Here is an 18,726-nt window from a genome sequence, read left to right on the forward strand (position 1 = left end):
CCATCAATAGCGATTTTCAATACCGGCGTGCGCTCTGTAGCAGGGGGAATGAGGGAGATATGGATACCGAAGATCTATCCGATACCACCATCGGGTCAGCAATTTCTGTCCGGATGATGGCGGCGCCTGAAGCAGATGTGGTCTTCCTTCCAACCGATGACGCCGGCACCCCCGGACAACTGAATAGTCAGATTCTACGCCGGCTAGGTCTCCCAACGAGGTTGCCAAGCGCTACCGACCTGCAGCGCGGGTATCATGTGGAGCAAACGGTGAAAGGCCTCATATGCTACGTCGTCACCGTCACGAGTCGTCCTGCCGAAGAGGCGCTCGAGATGAACTTCGCTCAAGCGATTGTCGACCCAGCGCTTTCGGACGCGCTCTCGATCTGGGTGCCGTTGATGGGCACCGGTGACGGTCAGATTCCATTCGAGCGGAGCTTTTCAATCATACTTGATGTTCTCGGGAAAGACCCACGAATTGTCGAGGGCAAGATGAGCGCAACAATCTCGGTACCCGAGATGCCACCTGGCCAACTGCGTATTCTTTCCGACATGATCCACGCGGCATCCGGGATAGCGGTTCCGACGAAGCCGATGCCAATCAATGCCGACCCATACCAACTCGCTCGTTCGGATGCGGTGACCGGCGCGCTGGAGTTCGCGACTAGCCTTTCCCAAATACACCCAGAGCCCGGTAGTGTACTCTCAACGACGCTCCTGTTTTTCGCGCTCGCTGAAAGCCAGTCTACAGCCGCGCCGTTCGCACTGCGTGATGATGCGGCAGCCGAGTTCTTCAGTGTTGCGGTCCGCTTCTTGGCCGCAGATCGATATTCATCGGCCTGGCGGACTTATTTCGGAACTGATGAACAGCTTTCGTCGCTCGCGGCCCCCACCGGGCTTCTAATGCCGACCAAAAATGTCACTTCGGTACTCCAGAACGCGTCGGCGATCGCTGGCGGAGCGGATAAACTGATCCAGGTTGATCATCTGGCAACCGCGCTATTGAATCAGGAAGAGGCCAGGCTCCGGCGCGTGCTCGCGCAGATGGAGATTACAGCAAACATGCTGCTCACTGAGTACAGGGACGCCCGACTCGGCCAAGTAGCCACGAAGTTCAACAATGACGTCGCAACCAGCAAGGACCATCTCGGCTATGACAGTTATGCGAAGGCTATTTGTGAGTTCCTGACTCACGCGGAAACTCCGCCGCCACTCAGTATAAGCATCCAGGCGCCCTGGGGTGGCGGAAAATCATCGCTGATGAACCTAGTACGCGAACAACTCGATCCGCGCGAGGTTCGCGAGGAGCATAGACGACCAATTGTTGCAGGGTCCGTGGACGCGCCGCGGCTGCTGCTCGGCTCGGTGCTCAGGTTTCTCGACCGCGAGGAGGGGTTCTCCGTCAATGCACAGGCTAGCGCCGGCCAGCCGATGAAACGGCTTTGGACGATCTGGTTCAATGCCTGGAAATACGACACAACCGAGCAGGTATGGGCGGGCTTGGTCGACGCTATCGTCTCACAAGTTGCCGAACGTCTGCCGCTGCTCGAGCGAGAGAAATTCCTTCTTAAGCTTCAACTTGCGCGTATCGATGATGGTCTGATTCGCAAAAGAATATATAATCGCATCGTCACCGTTTGGTGGGCTAAGGTCAGCGCATGGGTTTTCGCGGGTGCCTCGGCTACTCTAGCCTTGTTTGGCCTCGCGGCAGTGAAGCCCGACCTGCCCGAAGTCATCCAGAAGGCGATCTCGTTGTGGCAAACTGGCGGCAATGGATATGCCGGTGCCATCGCGGCGCAGATCATCCTCTCTGGCTACCTTGTCGGCAGCTATTTCAAGAGCCGCAACGAGACCCATAAGGAACCAGCTACCTTTAGTCTCGCCGAATACATAAGAATTCCAGACTACGACAAGGGGGTCGGCGAAATTCATCAGATCCACTCTGATCTTAGGCGGGTGCTTGGCGTCGTACCCAGACAACCTGGCGAGAGTGACCATGCTCCCATCGTGATCTTCATCGACGATTTGGATCGCTGCTCGCCTAGTAAGGTGGCGAGTGTAGTCGAAGGCGTGAGCATGTTACTCGCCAGTGATACTTACCGCTGCATGTTCGTCATAGGGATGGATCCGCAGATGGTGGCGGCAGCTCTTGAAAAGGCGCACGAGGATGTGCGCAAGCAACTGCCTCGCTACGAGCGTGCCGTGCCACTTGGTTGGCGGTTCATGGACAAATTCATTCAGCTGCCCTTTACGATACCACCAACGGGGGGCCGTGGCTTGGACAAGTATGTTAACTGGCTGGTTGGCACCGAGCCGCCCGTCGCGACGCAGGCGCAGAGTAGCAATACACTTGGGCCAATCGAGAACGTGGAGTTGACCCCGCCTGCAATTCAGCAGATCCGCAGTCTATCGAAGAGCCAGCCTAAGCTAGATTCCACTGTCGACGGCCAGGCAATGGCGGCAGTCTCCGCAAAATTTGCCGAGAGCCGCGACGTTGGTAATATCATTCGCAAGATCGCCACTTATTCGGTCGGCAATCCGCGCGAGATGAAGCGGATGGTCAATTTGGCGCGGTTTTACCTCTCATTGCGGTCGGCAAGGCGTGTGAATGATCAAGGTTGGCGCGCGCCCGATCTGGATCAATATGCCCGCTGGATCGCAGTGACATTGCGATGGCCGGACATGCTTCGCTGGCTGCAATGGGGCGCCGACGAAGCCCATTGGCCGCCGGAGCAAGAAGAGACTGATCTTATAGTCCGCCGGCTGAGGGCCTTAGAATCGCACGCATCGAGATGTGATGGTGCCGACAAGTGGCGCGCCGCACTCAAATCTGAACTCAACATTCCCGTAGAATCCGATAGCGACTGGGCGTGCGATCCCAAGCTGTTCGAGTTCTTCAAAGCCGAAGCGAAGTTACTCGGTGGCAAGCGCCTATCGGATGCAGCGATGCGCGGCTTCTGGTAACCGGACGCGCGTTCTCACGATTTCACATTAGATCCACCTCTGCGCGTGTTAATGAAAGTCAAGCGCTCTGCGCCGTCCTTTCAGGAAACGATATCTAGGCGGCAACAGAATCAACCCGCCCAAACCGAGCATCCAACCTTCTGCCCTGTAGCGCTGTCCCGCACCAATTTCGCATCCACCCGCCGCAACCCCACCCGGTTGGCCCTCACTTCCTTGCTCGCGAGATAGGCCGGGTCGCCCACTTCCCAGTGGTAGCGTGTGTTGGCGGGCGCCCGCGTCCAGGTGAATTTCGACAGGTAGGCCACCTGTCCTGGCGTGGTGTCGGCGAAGCGGCAGTCTATGGTCGCGGGCATCAGGCCCTTGGCGCCCATCGCGTTGACGACCTTGTCGGCATCGGCCGTCGCCAGCCATTGGTCTATGCCGCTCGTCTGGTAGGCGTCTATGACGGTCGGCCGGTGCGTCATGCATCCTCCCAGCAGCGTCAGCGCTGCCAGGATTGTGCTTGCCTTGCCTGCTCGCTTGCAGTCTTCCCGATCGATGCCCATGCCCGTCTCCTTGTCCCTGAAGAGTGGAAAGTCCCGGGCGGGATGGTGCACGGCTGGACATCGCCGGTATATTAGCCGCTTCACATGCGCGACTCGAACGGGCTTGGCCGCCTATCTGCTTGCGCGGGCAGGGGGAGCGATCGCGCCTGGGACGATGTCGGTGTTCTGGGCCACCTTGATCCGCCATCCAAGCTGTTCCTTCTTCAGCACCAGAAGCAGGATGCCTTCCCGCGTTCCGGCGGGCGAGCCGTCCGGGGCGGATGCGCCAGTCAGGGTCCATCTGTAGTGCACCGATGCCAGGCCTGGAGAGAGCTCGACGACGGACGCTGCTACACCTTCCAACCGGCTGTCGCGAAACATGGTCTTATGCGTCGCGCGGTGCGCCGCTTCGATCTCGGGCCGGTTCTTCCACCACATGCCCACGACATTGACGAAATTCGCGTCCTCGCTAAACAGCGCCGCGAAGTCGTCCATGTCATGCCTGTTCCAGGCGTCGGCGAAGGCGGCCGCAGCATCCTCGGGCTTGCTGATCTCCATGACATGATCTCCCTTGCTTTCCGCCAGGCTGGGGTGGGACGATAGCGGCATCCGCAGGCCCTGTCACCGCGCTGCCACAGAACCTGGCCGAGCCACTTCCTTAACGGCCTCGATCCCCAAAATTAACCTTTTGTTAACCATTCGCCCGGCACCCTTTAACCATTGAGTAAGGATTCGTCTGGACGTGACCTTCGCCGCCCCCCTGCACAACAAATCGATCCGCTTCCGCGCCCGTTCCTTCGTCGCTTTCACGCTGACGCCGGAGGCGCCGATCGCCGACTGGCTGGAGGGGCTGGATCGCTGGATCGCCAACTCGCCGGGCTATTTCAACGGGCGCCCGGTGGTGCTGGATCTGAACCTCCTGCAGCCGGGGCCGGAGGAGATCGGGGCGCTGGTCGGCGTGCTCGGCTCGCGCGGCATCCGCGTCTATGCCATCGAGCTGGAGGGCGCCGAGCTCGGGCCCGAACTGCCGCCGCTCTTGGCCGGCGCCAAGGAGGCGACCGCCGAGGGGCTGCTGGGCCGCGCCGCGCGCAAGGCGCGGGCCGAGGAACTGGAAGCCGCCGCCGGGGAGCAGGTCCAGGCCGCTGAGCAGACCCAGCCGGTCGCGGAGGCGGCTCCGGCCGAGGCTCCGCAGATCGCGATGTCCGCCGACGAGCCGGTCGATCCCGAACTGGCGAGGCTCGACGCGGTCAGGATCGAACCGGCGCAAGCCGCAAGCGCGGGCACCGAGCCGGCGCAGCCTTCGGCCGGCACGCTGATGATCAAGGCGCCGATCCGCTCGGGGCAGTCGGTGTTCCACCCGCATGGCGACGTCATCGTGCTGGGCTCGGTCGCGTCCGGCTCGGAGATCGTCGCCGGCGGCTCGATCCATGTCTACGGCACGCTGCGCGGCCGCGCGATCGCGGGCTCGGAAGGCAATGTTTCGGCGCGCATCTTCTGCCGCAAGAACGAGGCCGAGCTGCTCGCCGTCGACGGTTGGTACACGACCGCCGAGGAGATGGAAGGGGTGTCGCGCGGCAAGGCCGTGCAGGCCTTCCTCGACAATGATGCGCTCTGCGTGGTGCCGCTGGGCTGATCCCGCGGCGCAAGCCTCGGACCGGTTTCGCGTGCCAAGGTTGTTAACGAGTCCGCCGTGCCTGGCACGGTCAGAGAATAAAAATCGCCAACGGAGGCTGAATATATGGGCAAGGTAGTCGTGGTCACATCGGGTAAGGGGGGCGTCGGCAAGACGACCTCGACGGCCGCGCTCGGCGCCGCCGTGGCCAAGACCGGCAAGAAGGTGGCGCTGGTCGATTTCGACGTCGGCCTGCGCAACCTCGACCTCATCATGGGCGCCGAGCGCCGCGTGGTGTTCGACCTCGTCAACGTCATCCAGGGCACCGCGAAGCTGTCGCAGGCGCTGATCCGCGACAAGCGGCTGGAGACGCTCTATCTGCTGCCCGCCTCGCAGACCCGCGACAAGGACGCGCTGACCGAGGAGGGCGTGGCCGAAGTGATCGCCCGGCTGCGCTCGGTCTTCGACTATGTCTTCTGCGACAGTCCGGCCGGCATCGAGCGCGGCGCCCAGCTCGCCATGCGCTTCGCCGACGAGGCGGTCATCGTCACCAACCCGGAAGTATCGTCGGTGCGCGACTCCGACCGCATCATCGGCCTGCTCGACGCCCGCACCATGAAGGCCGAGCAGGGCGAGTTGGTGCAAAAACACGTGCTGGTCACGCGCTATGACGCGGCGCGCGCCGCGCGCGGCGAGATGCTGTCGATCGACGATGTGCTGGAGATCCTGTCGACGCCGCTGCTCGGCATCATCCCGGAAAGCCAGGATGTGCTGCGGGCCTCCAACCTCGGCTCGCCCGTCACGCTCTCGGAGCCGCTCAATGGTGCCGCAAAGGCTTACCTCGAAGCGGCAAGACGCCTGGAAGGCGAGGACCTGCCGGTGGTCGTCCCCTTCGAACGCAAGGGCTTCCTCGACCGGCTGCTCGGAAGGAGGGCCGCATGAGCATCCTCGACCTCTTCAAGCGGCGCACCAGCGCGCCGGTGGCGCGCGAGCGGCTGCAGCTGCTGCTCGCCTATGAGCGCCAGAGCCGCGGCCAGCCGGATCTCGTCTCCATCCTGCGCGAGGAGATCATGGCGGTCATCGCCAAGCATGTGCAGATCGACCAGGACTACCTCCAGGTCTCGATGGACCGCGGCGCCACCATGTCGACGCTGGAGATCGACATCCAGATCCCCAACAAGAGCGCCGCGCCGCTCGCCATGGCGGGGTGATCTTCACCCTCCCCCTTGTGGGGAGGGCCGATCCGCAAAGCGGATCGGGGGAGGGGCCTGCGCCAACGCTTCGTCATCCTCGGGCTTGACCCGAGGATCCATGCCGTGACCGTTGCCGCAGAGTGCAGCGGTGGAAAATTCTGTAACCTTAGCAACGCTTTAGCGCCACGGCATGGATCCTAGGGTCTGCGCGCGTCGCCTCGCTCCTTGCTCCGCCCTAGGATGACGAAGGCGCGACGCCGCCGTCCCCCACGCCCCTCACTCCGGCTGATACAATTCATCCATGCTGCGCGCCGCAAGTTCCGCGAACGGCGCCTGCTTCCTCACCCGTCCATGCTCCAGGATCACCAGATCGTCGCAGAACGAGATCGTCGAGTGGTGGTGGCTGATGACGATCGTCGTGCGGCGGCCGGCGCGCGACTTCAGCGTCTCCACGATCGCCGCCTCCGACAGCCCGTCGACAGCGTTGGTGGCCTCGTCGAGGATCAGGATGTCCGGATCGCGCACCAGCGCGCGGGCGAGCGCGATGCGCTGCCTCTGGCCGGCCGACAAATTGATGCCGCGATAGCCGACGATCGTCCCGTAGCCCTGCGGCAGGCGTTCGATGAATTCATGCGCCTCGGCAAGCTCTGCGGCGCGCCGGGCCTCTTCCTCGCTCGCCGTGTCCTTGCCGTAGGTGATGTTGTCGAGAATGGTGCCGTCCACCAGCTCCAGTTCCTGGCTGGCGAGCGCGATGTGCGCCCGCCATGCGACCGGATCGATCTCGCCGAGCGGCGCGCCGTCGACGAGAATGCCGCCGCCGTCCGGCTCGACGAAGCGGCAGAGCAGGTTGACGATGGTCGTCTTGCCGGCGCCGGAGCGGCCGATCAGCGCCGTCGAGCGGCCGCTTCTTATGTCGAAGCTCACGGCATGCAGCACCGCCGCGCGCTGCTCCTCATTGGCATAGCTGAAGCTCACGCCCTCGAAGGCGATCTTGTCGCTCAAGGCGGCGAACGGCCGGCTGCCTTGCGGCGGCGCCGGCTTGCCCTTGGGGTCGAGCAGCCAGGTCACTTCCTCCAGCGAGCCGGAAAGCCCCTGCAACTGGCTCCAGGTCATCTGCAGCGCCCTGACATGCGGCTGCAGCCGGTAGAGCAGGATGAGGAAGGCGGCGACCATAGGGAAGCTCAAACCCGCCAACCATGCGCCGATCACCACCGCCAGGAACAGCATGGCGTGCAGCACTTCGGTCAGCGGCGCCAACGCGCCCTGGCGGTTGGAAAGCTGGAAGGCTGCCCGGCGCACGCCGTCCGACGCCGCCTCGAACGCCGCCTTCTCGCGCGCCTCCTGGCCGAAGATGCGGATCAGCCGGCCGGCATGCACCAGGTGCAGCATCCGTGAGGCCAAGGCGCTGTTGCGCGAGGCAACGCTTCGGCTCGGTTTTCTCAGATGCGCCGACAGCGCCATATGCGCAACCTGGACAAGCGCCAGCCCGAGCATCACCAGCAGCGTCATCCGCCAGGAGAGCAGCAGCAGAAAGACGAGCAGGATGAGCGACGCCGAGGCGCTGACGATCGAGCCCAGCATCGCCTGGATGGCGTCCGACGCCCGCCAGGATTCGCTCGAGATGATGTTGAGCAGCCGCCCGGGGCTCTCCTTCAGGAAGAAGGGATAGCCGATCGAAAGCAGCCGCTCGGCGAGCGCGCCGCGGATCGCCTGGCTGGCCTTGCCGTAGATATGGGCCGTGAGCACCGAATTGGCGAAGCCGAGCAGGTTCTTCAAGAGGATCGAGCCGAGGATCGCGGCCGCAATGGCGATCAGCCGCTCGCGCTCGCCGAGCCCGGCGCCGACTTTCTGCAGGAGGGCCGAGAGGCCGGCCATGCCGGTCGCCTCGCCATGCCCCATGATGATGCCGAGCAGCGGGATGATCAGGCCGATGCCGAATCCTTCCAGCGCTGCGCCGGCGAGCCCGAGCGCGACGACGATCGGCAGCAGGCCGAGCTGCCGGCGGCCGAGCGCCTGGCGGAGCATCGGCAGGGTCGGGTGCCCGCTCATGGCGCGCCGGCCTCCGCCCTGGCCGTGGTGGTCTCCTCGCCGTGCTGTTGCCGATCCGGCCGCCTGAAAAGCACGAGAGCCATGAATTTCGCCGCGCCCGCAAGGTTCATCAGGACGATCGGCCAGTGCGACAGTTTGAGATCCTGGTCGAAGCGTGGCCCGCCGACGAGCTCGCGCATGGCGGCGCGGACCGCCCAGTAGAAATGGCGCAGCAGCCAGGGCGCGCGTCGAAGATGCTTCAGGCAGAGCGCGCCGTTGCCGAAATGATAGTCGCGGTGCAGCCGGTCGATCGCCATGCGGTCGCGCCTGCCGTGATGGTGGAAGATCGTCATGTCGGGCACGTATTCCACCGCCATGCCGGCAAGCATCGCCCGCACCAGATAGTCAGTGTCCTCGGCCGAGCGCAGCGCGCCGCCGGCGCCGAAGCGCTCGTCGAAGGGGCCGATGCGGGCGGCGACGTCGCGGTGCATGGTCATGTTGCACCCTAGCACGAAGCCGCCCGGATGGACGGCATGCGTCAGCACTTCGCGTTGGTCGCAGCGCTTTATCGTGAAGGGCAGGTCGAGCGCGTCGCCGATCTCGACGCGGCCGCCGCGGATCAGCCATTTCTCGCCGCTCGCATAATGCCGCTCGAGGTCGGCGAGATAGTTGCGGTCGAGCCTGCAGTCGTCGTCGACGAACACCAGCACCCCGCCGCGCGCCTGCGCCAGTCCCGCATTGCGCGCCGCCGCCAGTCCGGGGCGGGCCTCCGAGATTGCGGTCAGGGGGATGTCCGAGGTCGCGGCGGCCGCCAAAAGATAACTGGCCGTGCCGTCGCGCGAGCCGTTGTCGACCACCACCAGCTCGGCCGCGAAGGCGGGATGCGCCCGGCAGGCCGCGCGGATCGAGTCGATGCAGGCTTCGAGCACGTCCAGCCGGTCGCGCGTGCAGACGATGAAGGAAACCTGTGGCCGTTGCCTGGGCCACGGAGGAGGGGGCAGGGCGGGGCGCAGGTGCCGCAGCAACGGATGGCGCTCGGCGTTCATGCCGCCTCCACCCGATAAGGCGCGAGCACTGACGTCGCCGGCGCGGATTTTAAGCGGTAGGCAAGCCAATCGGCGCGCTTGCCCGCCCACATCGAGGCCTGGCTCAGCCAGGGCGCCCAGGCGCCGGGGCCGAGCGCGTATTTCTCGCGGCGGCGGATCGCGTTCCATTTCCCGGTCAGCGTCAGCAATTCATGCGTCAGCGCCGGCCGCTCCTCGTCATTGACGAGCTGGTAGAGGAAATAGAACAGGTTGAGCGCGCCGGCCTCGAAGCTCGGCCGCGTCGGGTCGGGCAATGTCGCGATCCGCGCCTCCAGCCTGCGGATGAAAGCGGCCGCCCGGCGTACGGTGTCGAGGCAGACGCGATCGCCGATGGCGCGCAGGTCCTCGCAGTCCTGCGCCAAACCCAGGCGCTCGAGGTTCTCGCCGACAATCTTAAGATGCGTGCGCCGCATCTCCTTGCCGTGCCGGGCGGTCACGCTGCCGGGATGGACGCGGTAGACCAGCAGGCTCTCCGGCATCAGCGCCGCCGGATAGCGGTCGGCCAGCCGCCGGAAGAGGTCGAAATCCTCGGCATGCCGATAAGCGCTGTCATAGTGGAGGTCGGCCTCGGAGATGACCTTGCGGTTATAGACCACCGTCGGGTGCAGGAAGATCGTGAAGAATTTCGACAGCTCGGGGAGGCTGAGACGGAACACCGGGTCGAGCTGCCCCTTAAGGACGCGGCCATGCAGCAGCGTGTCCACGAGCGCGCCGCTGAAGCCGAGCTCCGGCCGCGCGGCAAACAGCGCCGCCTGGCGCGACAGCCGCCAGGGATAAGCGAAGTCGTCGGCGTCCATGCGCGCGACGAGCTCGCCCCGCGCGACCGCCAGTCCCTCATTGAGGCTGGCGACAAGGCCACGGTTTTCGCGCGAGATGATCGATACACGGCTGTCGTCCCGCCGGCAGCGTTCGAGGATCTCCAGCGACCTATCGGTCGATCCGTCGTCGATGGCGATGACTTCGAGCCGGCCGTAGTCCTGCCGCAGGATCGACTGCATCGCGGCGGCCACGTAGGGCTCGGCATTGTAGACCGGCAACAGCACGGAGATGAGCGGCGCGGCGGTCATGGTCGGCTCCGGTCCGTCGGCTGCAGATCGAGCGCCGGGGCGGTGGCGAACCGGCGGGTGTTGTCCGGCGCGCGCGTGCCCCGCCGCGCGACATACGGAAAATAGCGTTTGAGACTGTTGAGAGGTTTCTCGAACAGCATCCAGGAGAGCGAGGCGACGACCAACGTCGCGGCGCCCGCGACGAGGAACCGCCCCGGCCCCTGTTCCGAGACGTTGAGCGGGATCCATGGCTGCGCCTTGACGGCATAGGCAAGCAGGATCGGATGGTAGAGATAGACGCCGTAGCTGATGCGGCCGAGCCCGAGCAGCGGCGGCAGTTCGGCCAGCCTGCCCAGCGTGCCGCCGAGGCCGTTCGAGCAGGCGGCGACGATCACCGTCAGCGGCACCAGCGGCAGCACTTGCACCAGCATCCAGCGCGGCCACTCCCAGGCCGAATTCGCCGGCCCGGGATCGGACCGGACCACGAACAGGAACACCACCGCCAGGGCCGGCCAGCAGAGCCGCATCCATTGCGGCGCATCCGCGCCCCTGGCGCGGCGCACGGCAAGCAGGGCGCCGCAGCCAAGCGCGTCCATCGAAGCCGGCGGCAGCAGGTCCCTGGCGAGCGCCGGGTCGGCTGCGATGGGCCAATAGAAGCGATAGGCGAGCGAAAAGCCGATGACGCCGATGGCGATGGCCTCGATCCGCCGGCGCGGCGCCAGAAGCACGATCAGCGGCCAGGCGAGGTAGAACTGTTCCTCGATGCTGAGGCTCCAGAAATGGCAGAGCAGCCAGGGGTTCCAGTCGTTGTGCAGCGCGTACCAGAAGTTCGAGAGGTAGAGCGCATGCCAGGCGAGCGACGACCTCGACTGTTCCAGATCGGTGAACCAGACCAGCGCCAGCACTGCGAGGTAGGGCGGGAAGATGCGTATCACGCGCCGCGCATAGAAGGAGCGCAGCGCCGGTCCGGCGGCGAATGCATCGGTATCACGCGCGTCCAGCAAAAGCCGTGTGATCAGGAAGCCGGAGAGAACGAAGAACAACCTGACCCCGAGATGGCCGAGGAAGGAGGTGCCGTTTGGCGCAAGGAAATGGGCGTAGAGCACCAGCGTCACGGCAACGGCCCGCAACGCATCGAGTTGGATGTCGCGCGCGTTCGCCATCAGCGGCATTCGCCAGCTTGGTCACGCCACGCGGCAGAGGGCGGGCGAATCCCGCCGCTGCGGGCCGACCACTCACCGTCCGGGCGGGGTGCGCAATTCCTGCCGGTCGGCGGAATGCCCATCCGAGTCACAATAATGGCATCCTCCAACAGGCATGCCCCCGCTCCACGATTGTCGCGGTGGATGTTGCGGTGCAACACAAAATGCTTACGGCTCTGAAATAAGATGTGATGCCGGTGTGGGACGTAAATGGTTGTGTCGTGAAAATATCTGCACAGACCATCCAAAGGACCTATGAAGTTATGGGCAATTGGTCTGATCTGTGGAAATCATCAATCGCCAGGGATGCGGGCGAGTTATCTCGGCAACTGCAGCGAGCATGATGGGGATTATTGAGAAAGAGTTTGATCGCGGTGCCAGATTCTACAGTGGAGTCTGTGAAAACACCTTGAATTTCAAGTTCTTGTGCGGTGCGGCAGGCCTGCCGCCCGAGGGGAGGGGCCGCCTTGTCCCACCATCCGCCGCCTGCTGCCTCACGACGGGGCAGCCCCCAGGCCTTATCTCTCGATTCCGACCAGGGGCAGGGGAACGGAGAGCAAGTGACGTCGACGCCGATTGCAAAACCCCGGGCGCAGGTGGGCGCCATGCCCGTGCTCGGCCTGCTCGGCTCCATGCTGTCGGTGCAGGTTGGCGCAGCCTTTGCCAAAAGCTTGTTCCCGGTGCTGGGGCCGGAGGGCACGACCATGCTCAGGCTTTCCATCGGCGCGCTGATGCTGGCGGCGGTGCTGAGGCCATGGAAGGTGCTGCCCTCGCGGAAAAACCTGCCCTGGCTGGCCGCCTACGGCATCACGGTCTGCGCCATGAACATGCTTTTCTATGCCGCGCTCCAGCGCATTCCGCTGGGTATCTGCGTGGCGCTGGAATTCACCGGGCCGCTGTTCGTCGCGACCCTCGGCTCCAGACGCCTGCTCGATCTTGTCTGGGTGGCGCTGGCGATAGCCGGCATCGCGCTCATGTCGCCCTTTGCCGGGATCAGCCGCGGGCTCGATCCGCTGGGCGTGGCGCTGGCGCTGGCGGCCGGCGCCTGCTGGGGGCTCTACATCATTTTCGCGCAGAAGGCCGGCGCCGAGCTCGGCGTGCGCACCTCCGCCTATGGCATGGCGATCGCCGCGGTGCTGGCGCTGCCTTTCGGCTTCGGCGCTGCTCAAGCCCATCTCGCCGATCCGCACGTCATGGCTGGCGCGGCCGTGGTCGGCCTGTTCTCCAGCGCGCTGCCCTTCTACCTGGAAATGCTGGTGTTGGCCCGCATGCCGGCCAAGGTCTACGGCATGCTGGTGTGCCTGGAGCCGGCTGGCGCCGCGCTGACCGGCTTCCTGTTTTTGGCGGAGAAGCTCAACCTTTTGCAATGCGCCGGCATTGCCGCCGTCATAGCCGCCGCCTTTGGGACGGCGGTCGCGGCGCGGCAGCCCTCGCCTTCTGCCTGACTCCCCGCAAGCCGGTCGCGCACTCGAATCCATTTCTGAGCGACGCGCTCCAAGGCGTTGCCCGGTTTGGAGAAATCGATGCGCGCCCTGGCAATATCCGACCACATCCGGTGGTTGAAATAAGACTTAGGTCCGATTCGAAAATAGCTATAGGTCCGAGTGGACAAGACAAGGGTCGTGGGCCACTTCCTAATCATGGGCTGATTGGGGATGCTTATGCTGCGACATTGCCGGTGGGGTAGTGCGGCCGACGGGCCGAAGGGCTGGCGTGGGGAGAGCGGGATGCGCTTGAAGCGCAGGGGCTGCAGGCTGGTCTTGCGAGCGCTGACTGCGTTGGCGCTTGTTGTCGCGCCTTTCAGTCTCTCCGTCGATGGTGTGGTTGTGACCAAGGCCTATGCCGGCAAAGGCGGCAATGGCGGCGGAAACAGCGGCGGCAATGGCGGCGGAAATAGCGGCGGCAATGGCGGCGGAAATAGCGGCGGCAATGGCGGCGGAAATAGCGGCGGCAATGGTGGTGGAAACAGCGGCGGGAACGGCGGCGGAAATAGCGGGAACGGTGGCGGCAACAGCGGCGGAAATAGCGGAAACGGAAACGGCAATAGCGGCGGGAACAGCGGGAACAGCAACGGCAATAGCGGGAACAGCAACAGCAGCGGGAACAACAGTTCGAGCAACAGTGCCGGCGCGGCAAGCGCCGCCGATGTCGACAGCCACGTGAACGCGGCGACCGGCGACAAGGTCGAGGCCACCGCCGGCGGCATTCAGGTCACGCACCGCAACGGAATGAAGGAGACGATCGAGAACGGCCGGTTCAGGATGGAAGACAAATACGGACGCACCATCGTCGACCGCAAAGCCACCATGGCCGATCTCAATCGCCTGAACAGTTTGTGAGAGCAGAGTTTGTGAGAGCGAGGTTTTATCCGGATTAGATCTTAAGGGACCGAAGGTCAGCGCTGCAAAATCAGGTTGCCACCTTTTGCTTCGTCTCTGCGGTCCTGATCGTCTTGCGATGGAATCTGGCTACTCACCTTACCCCCGCCTCCGTGCGGGGGTAATTTTTTCAGCTGTGGCGATCGTTGCTGTTGCGACATTGGTCACCCATGGCGGCGGAAATGGTCTGATCGGCCTGAGCATGGGTCGTGGGCCGCTTTCGTGGCGCCGCTGGAATGTGATCCTAGCCTCCGTCAAGAGACCGGTTCCGCGTCGCCTGTGCCGTGAGCGGAACTTCGGCAAACCGAGGTGGAACCGGCAAGAAGGAAAAGAATGCGCCAACCCGCCTGCAAAAGGCTAGTCGACCTCTCGCTGCGCCTCTCCGTCGCGCTGGCGGTTGTGGTCGCGCCCTGCCTGTCGTCGCCGGGCAACGTGACAAAGCTCGTGTCAACCGCCTACGCCGCCAACGGCGGTAATGGCGGTAACGGGGGCAATGGCGGTAACGGGGGGAATGGCGGTGGCGGAAACGGCGGCAATTCTGGCTCGGCCGGCGGCTCGAATTCCGGCAACAGCGGCAACAGCAATGCCGGTGGCAATTCCGACAACAGCAATGCCGGCGGGGGCAACCCCAATGCGGGACCTGGCAACAACAGCGGCAAGGGCAATGCCAATCCCGGCGGCAAGAACAGCTATACCAACACGGCAACCGGTGACACGATCTCGATCGACGGCAACAAGATCACCGTCGTCCATCGCAACGGCATGAAGGAAGAAGTCCAGAACGGCCGTTTCGAGATGATCGACGCGCAAGGCCGCACCATCATCGAGCGGCAGGCGACGGAGGAGGATCTGAATCGCCTGCTGAGCCTGTGAGGGCCGGGAAAGGCTACCCCCTTTTTCCGACACCCTCGCATGTCACCCCCGTCCCTTGAGGCGGGGGTGATTGCGTTGGGGGCGGGGGAACTGGGAAGAGGAATTGGAGAATTGAAGGGGAACTGAAGAACTGAAGAACTGAAGAACTGAAGAAAGACGGGATCAGTCACCGGTTCCTTGTTTTCTCAGCTCTCCAAATTCCTCAATTCTTCAGTTCTTCAATCCCCCAGCTCCTCAGTTCCTCAGTTCTTCAGTTCCTCTTCCCAGTTCCCCTAATTCCTCTCCCTCGCCTCATGCATTAGCAGCGCCGCTTCGGTGCGGTTGCGCACGTTGAGCTTGGCGAGCACCCTGGTCATGTGATGCTTGACCGTCTTTTCCTGCAATGACAGCCTGGCGGCCACTTCCTTGTTGCTCAGCCCCTCCGCGACCAACTTCAGGATCTCGGCCTCGCGGCCGGTGAGCTGGGCGAGCGGATCCGGCTTGCTGCCGGTGGGCTGCAGAAGGTCAGAAAGCAGCCTGGCCGAGAGGCTCGGCGAAACATAGCTCTGGCCGTTGGCGACATCGCGCAGGATCTCGGCCAGCGCCTTGGAGCCGACACCTTTCAGCACATAGCCGCGCGCGCCGGCCTTCAGCGCCTGGGCGACATCGGCATTGGTCTCCGACACCGTCAGCATGACGATCTTCTGCTCGGGCGTTGCTGAAAGGATGCTGGCGAGCGCGCTGAGGCCGCCGCCCGGCATGCTGATGTCGAGCAGAAGGATATCGGGCGTGCTGGTGCGCACCAGCCTTTCGGCGTCCTCGGCGCTGGCGCCTTCGCCCACGAGCTCGAAGCCGCCTATTTCGCCGAGGCTGCGCGCCACGCCCTCGCGAAACAGTGGGTGGTCGTCGACTATTGCGATGCGGATGGATGTGCTCACGGTTGCTCCTCGACAGACAAGGTGATCACCAGTCTTGTTCCTCCGGGGCCTGTCAGTGTCTCGAACTGACCGCCTATGCTTTCGATACGTTCTCTCAGGCCCGCAAGCCCAAGTCCCTCGCTTCGGGCCGGGTCGAAGCCGGGACCGGTGTCCACGACCTCGACGAGAAGCTTACCGCCTTTCGTCGTGGCCCTGACCTGCTGGCCCTTGCCCTTGCCGTGCCGGAAGGCGTTGTTCAGGCCTTCCTGCACGAAGCGATAGATGCTGATCTTTTCCGAGGTGCCGAGTTCCGGCAAGCGCTCTGGCAGGGTTAGTAACACATTGGTGCTGGTGCGGCGCTCATGCTCGGCCACCGCCAGCCGCAGGATGTCGGCGATGGCCTGGGTTTCGATCTGCGGCAGCACCAGCCCGTTGCAGATGCCGCGTATCTCGCGCATCGCTTCGCCGAGCGTCTTGTGGATACCGGCGATCTCGGCTTCGCGCAGCGTGCTCGACGTGGCCGGATCGACCAGCGCCGGGCTGTCCATCCTGAGCGCGGCGAGCGCCACGAGTTGCGCCGGCCCGTCATGGAGGTCGGCGCCGATTCGCCTCAGATAGCGCTCATTGATGGCGGTGGCGCGGCGCGAGGCGCGCTGAACGCGCTGCCGCAGCGACGAGTTCTGCGCCAGCGCCGCCTGCAATTCGGAAACCTTGGCCTCGAGCGTTGCCTGCTGCGTGACGATGGTGCGGCTGCCGCGAAAAACGATGCCCGAGAGCAGGGCAAGCGCGGCCGCCGTGGCGCCCGCCACCACCAGCCAGCTCCACAACAGGGCCGAGCGCAGCGATTCCTCGAAATCGCCGGACAATTCGTAGAATTCAGACACGGCCACGACCTCGCCCGACCAGGGTTCGCGCACCGGGTTGTAGATCTCGAGTAGCGGCACCCCCATCGACCGTTCCTTCTCGTCTTCCTCGTCTTCGAGCCTGTTGTTGTTGTATTTGACCATGACGTTGCCGGCGAAGGCGGCGATGAGATTGGCGTTGGGCTTGATCTGCCTGCCGATGAGGCCAGCGTCCTTCGAATAGAGGATCGTGCCGTCGCGCCGCCATAGCTTGAACGAGACCAGCCTTTTCCCAAGCGCCCCCTGGCCGAGCGTTTCGTCCAGCGCCCGTTTGACGGTGTCGTCCAGCTCCTGGCTCTTGCGCATGTCGGGCAGCAGCGGCGCGATCACGCTGTCGACATAGAGCGCGGTGGTGGCGGCGGAATTGTGCAGGACGCCGTCACGGATCTGCGATGTCACCCACAGCCCGACCACGAGCATCACCGCCAGAAGGCCGATGCCGCCCGCGATCACGAACTGCAAGGCAAGCGAGAGCCCGCTCCAGATCCGTGCAAGTCGTTTCAGATACCTCCCAAACATCGGCACCGTTCACCCACCCGTTCGCGACAGTATAGGCGAGGGGACGCAATTGCGACACCGACCTTGGTCTGTGCCGACGAGGAAGGTTAATGGCGGGCCGTTGCCGGCGCGCCGGCGGAGCTGCTCCGATTCGCAAGCGGCAAGGTCGCTCATACCCCGAATGGCAAATGCCCGCGCCACTCCTGTTGACGGGGAAGACGCGGGCCGGCTGCCACCTGAATTTCTTGCAGCGTCGACACAACCACCAATCCGGCCCCAGGTCCAGACCAAAAGACATATGCCCCGCAGAATATAGCGCCGCGGCGCGGCCGTCTCGGTCTGGCGCGGTCCTGTCATCGGGCGTTGTGGATATGAATATATAGCGATGTCTGTCGAACGCCCGAGCCCCGCGGCCGGGCCGCTCTGTCCTAGCGTAAGACGCGGGAATTCGCGACGGCATTTGCCCCCAAAAGAAGTCAGTCCAGGGCCTTGATCGGCCGGACATGCGCCGCCTATACGATGCACGTTACCTTGCTGTTCGTGGCAACGCAGTATGGACGCCGGCACAAAAAACCACAAAACCAATCAGCGGCTGTCGATCTTTGAGCTCGAGGCATTGCGCGAAGCTTTCAGGCGGTCTGTTCGTGAGAACGACGTCACCGAAGCCGAATGGGCACGGCACGCCGAGCATTTCGTCAAGAGAACGCTCCAAAAAGGCAGCCGGCTTACGCGGGCTTGAGCGCTCAGGCGTCCGAAAGCCGGATGATTCCAGGCAGGAACGTTTCGGCCCTCGCCGCTCGGACCTTTGCGCCGGCGCATAGGACCTCAGCGACAATTGCGGGCGCAGGTGGAAACGGACACTGTGTCCGTGCGCCGGCTTCCCCCCAAGGAAACCCAATGGTCGGCGCTTTAGCCCGGCTTGCCTGTAAGAGAGCCGTACTCTTTTACCACCAAGGCAAGCCGGGCTACCCCACTCCCTGAATGCTCCAACGCTGGTCCGTCGTCGAAACCTATGGCCGTGGCCATCGCAATGCGGCGGAACGAAAGCAGGTCGGGCGCGTTCTAGGCCGCGATGCCGAGGAGTCCTCACCATCACAAGACCGAAAGGCCGGTTCAAGCCTCAACAGACGAGGCGGAGCGCTTGGCGCGTGCGGAAAAGAACGCCCGGCTGAAGAGGCTTCGCACCCACGCTTCCTGGCTGGTGCTCGATCCGCAGGCGCGTTTCCAGGAGGAGATCGATTGTTCGGCCCTGTTCGGCGACCTGTCGATCCGAAAGGTCGGTCGCGACGGTTAAAGCATGTCTCGCGAAAGTGGGAACCGGTTTCGGGACAAAGACATGCGTAAAATCAAAGACCTAACAGGCTGCGGAAAAACTCTTTCGTCTGGGGCCAGTCCGTGTTTCGATTCCGCCGGAGAGATTGGAGGATGAGATGCGCGGTGGAGATGATGGGACGGAAGGGCTTTTTTCCTATGTGAGCTGCGAGGCTCGGGTTCCATCGGATCATCCGCTTCGAGCCATCCGGGCA

General features: G+C 63.9%; 19 protein-coding genes. 9 read left to right on the forward strand and 10 right to left on the reverse strand.

Going from position 1 to position 18,726, the window contains the following annotated elements; translation table 11 throughout:
* Positions 1 to 59 precede the first annotated feature (59 nt).
* On the forward strand, positions 60 to 2,963 hold the full coding sequence (locus tag EN852_RS26085) for a P-loop NTPase fold protein (protein ID WP_127878151.1): 2,904 nt from the start codon (positions 60 to 62) through the stop codon (positions 2,961 to 2,963).
* Between the two features lie 110 nt (positions 2,964 to 3,073).
* Here the strand turns inward: EN852_RS26085 and EN852_RS26090 are convergent, their stop codons facing one another.
* Both EN852_RS26090 and EN852_RS26095 read right to left on the reverse strand, forming a co-directional pair.
* A complete protein-coding gene (locus EN852_RS26090; RefSeq protein ID WP_127878153.1) occupies positions 3,074 to 3,508 on the reverse strand; it encodes a hypothetical protein in 435 nt (144 codons plus the stop codon).
* Positions 3,509 to 3,619: 111 nt separating this feature from the next.
* A complete protein-coding gene (locus EN852_RS26095; protein WP_127878155.1) occupies positions 3,620 to 4,045 on the reverse strand; it encodes an SgcJ/EcaC family oxidoreductase in 426 nt (141 codons plus the stop codon).
* Positions 4,046 to 4,229: 184 nt separating this feature from the next.
* On the opposite strand from EN852_RS26095, the gene minC reads away from it, so the two are divergent.
* The 3 genes from minC (at position 4,230) to minE (ending at position 6,310) form a co-directional block, all read left to right on the forward strand.
* Entirely contained in the window at positions 4,230 to 5,120 is an 891-nt protein-coding gene (minC, locus tag EN852_RS26100) for a septum site-determining protein MinC (RefSeq protein ID WP_127878157.1), read from the forward strand.
* A gap of 105 nt (positions 5,121 to 5,225) precedes the next feature.
* Positions 5,226 to 6,041 carry a septum site-determining protein MinD gene (gene minD / locus EN852_RS26105; RefSeq protein ID WP_126061655.1) on the forward strand — a complete coding sequence of 272 codons (816 nt, stop codon included), beginning with the start codon at positions 5,226 to 5,228 and terminating at the stop codon, positions 6,039 to 6,041.
* On the forward strand, positions 6,038 to 6,310 hold the full coding sequence (gene minE, locus EN852_RS26110; protein WP_042638296.1) for a cell division topological specificity factor MinE: 273 nt from the start codon (positions 6,038 to 6,040) through the stop codon (positions 6,308 to 6,310). Before minD ends, minE begins: the two co-directional genes overlap by 4 nt.
* A 258-nt stretch (positions 6,311 to 6,568) precedes the next feature.
* Here minE and EN852_RS26115 read toward each other — a convergent pair whose 3' ends face one another.
* The 4 genes from EN852_RS26115 to EN852_RS26130 are packed head-to-tail and all read right to left on the reverse strand — an operon-like array spanning position 6,569 to position 11,614.
* The gene (locus EN852_RS26115; RefSeq protein WP_246694402.1) at positions 6,569 to 8,341 is read right to left on the reverse strand and encodes an ABC transporter ATP-binding protein; all 1,773 of its coding nucleotides are present in this window, start codon (positions 8,339 to 8,341) and stop codon (positions 6,569 to 6,571) included.
* Positions 8,338 to 9,366 carry a glycosyltransferase gene (locus EN852_RS26120; protein ID WP_127878159.1) on the reverse strand — a complete coding sequence of 343 codons (1,029 nt, stop codon included), beginning with the start codon at positions 9,364 to 9,366 and terminating at the stop codon, positions 8,338 to 8,340. The genes EN852_RS26115 and EN852_RS26120 overlap by 4 nt, the downstream gene beginning before the upstream one ends.
* On the reverse strand, positions 9,363 to 10,472 hold the full coding sequence (locus EN852_RS26125; protein WP_127878161.1) for a glycosyltransferase family A protein: 1,110 nt from the start codon (positions 10,470 to 10,472) through the stop codon (positions 9,363 to 9,365). The genes EN852_RS26120 and EN852_RS26125 overlap by 4 nt, the downstream gene beginning before the upstream one ends.
* Entirely contained in the window at positions 10,469 to 11,614 is a 1,146-nt protein-coding gene (locus EN852_RS26130; protein ID WP_127878163.1) for an acyltransferase, read from the reverse strand. The genes EN852_RS26125 and EN852_RS26130 overlap by 4 nt, the downstream gene beginning before the upstream one ends.
* A gap of 599 nt (positions 11,615 to 12,213) precedes the next feature.
* Here EN852_RS26130 and EN852_RS26135 point away from each other — a divergent pair.
* The gene (locus EN852_RS26135; protein WP_127878165.1) at positions 12,214 to 13,098 is read left to right on the forward strand and encodes an EamA family transporter; all 885 of its coding nucleotides are present in this window, start codon (positions 12,214 to 12,216) and stop codon (positions 13,096 to 13,098) included.
* 189 nt (positions 13,099 to 13,287) lie between these two features.
* Here the strand turns inward: EN852_RS26135 and EN852_RS43355 are convergent, their stop codons facing one another.
* Positions 13,288 to 13,812: a hypothetical protein gene (locus EN852_RS43355; RefSeq protein WP_348643471.1), complete on the reverse strand. Its 525-nt coding sequence runs from the start codon at positions 13,810 to 13,812 to the stop codon at positions 13,288 to 13,290.
* On the opposite strand from EN852_RS43355, the gene EN852_RS43360 reads away from it, so the two are divergent.
* Positions 13,813 to 13,992, forward strand: a complete 180-nt coding sequence (locus tag EN852_RS43360; protein WP_135890493.1) for a hypothetical protein — start codon at positions 13,813 to 13,815, stop codon at positions 13,990 to 13,992. It abuts the gene before it with no gap.
* A 372-nt stretch (positions 13,993 to 14,364) separates the two neighbouring features.
* Positions 14,365 to 14,904, forward strand: a complete 540-nt coding sequence (locus EN852_RS40980) for a hypothetical protein (protein ID WP_189546180.1) — start codon at positions 14,365 to 14,367, stop codon at positions 14,902 to 14,904.
* Between the two features lie 272 nt (positions 14,905 to 15,176).
* On the opposite strand, the gene EN852_RS26150 is transcribed toward EN852_RS40980, so the two are convergent.
* Together EN852_RS26150 and EN852_RS26155 are read right to left on the reverse strand one after the other, a co-directional pair.
* A complete protein-coding gene (locus EN852_RS26150) occupies positions 15,177 to 15,821 on the reverse strand; it encodes a response regulator transcription factor (RefSeq protein ID WP_127878171.1) in 645 nt (214 codons plus the stop codon).
* Positions 15,818 to 17,221, reverse strand: a complete 1,404-nt coding sequence (locus tag EN852_RS26155; protein ID WP_127878173.1) for a sensor histidine kinase — start codon at positions 17,219 to 17,221, stop codon at positions 15,818 to 15,820. Before EN852_RS26155 ends, EN852_RS26150 begins: the two co-directional genes overlap by 4 nt.
* A 532-nt stretch (positions 17,222 to 17,753) precedes the next feature.
* On the opposite strand from EN852_RS26155, the gene EN852_RS26160 reads away from it, so the two are divergent.
* Both EN852_RS26160 and EN852_RS40985 read left to right on the forward strand, forming a co-directional pair.
* Complete coding sequence (locus EN852_RS26160) at positions 17,754 to 17,939, forward strand: hypothetical protein (protein WP_127878175.1); 186 nt, start codon at positions 17,754 to 17,756, stop codon at positions 17,937 to 17,939.
* 402 nt (positions 17,940 to 18,341) lie between these two features.
* Positions 18,342 to 18,494, forward strand: coding sequence for a hypothetical protein (locus tag EN852_RS40985; protein ID WP_189401157.1), 153 nt, complete (start codon positions 18,342 to 18,344; stop codon positions 18,492 to 18,494).
* Between the two features lie 52 nt (positions 18,495 to 18,546).
* On the opposite strand, the gene EN852_RS41725 is transcribed toward EN852_RS40985, so the two are convergent.
* The coding region (locus EN852_RS41725) for a hypothetical protein (RefSeq protein WP_210238260.1) at positions 18,547 to 18,726 on the reverse strand (180 nt) is incomplete at its 5' end.

It is taken from the genome of Mesorhizobium sp. M2E.F.Ca.ET.209.01.1.1, from assembly GCF_004010375.2.
Taxonomy (GTDB): domain Bacteria; phylum Pseudomonadota; class Alphaproteobacteria; order Rhizobiales; family Rhizobiaceae; genus Mesorhizobium.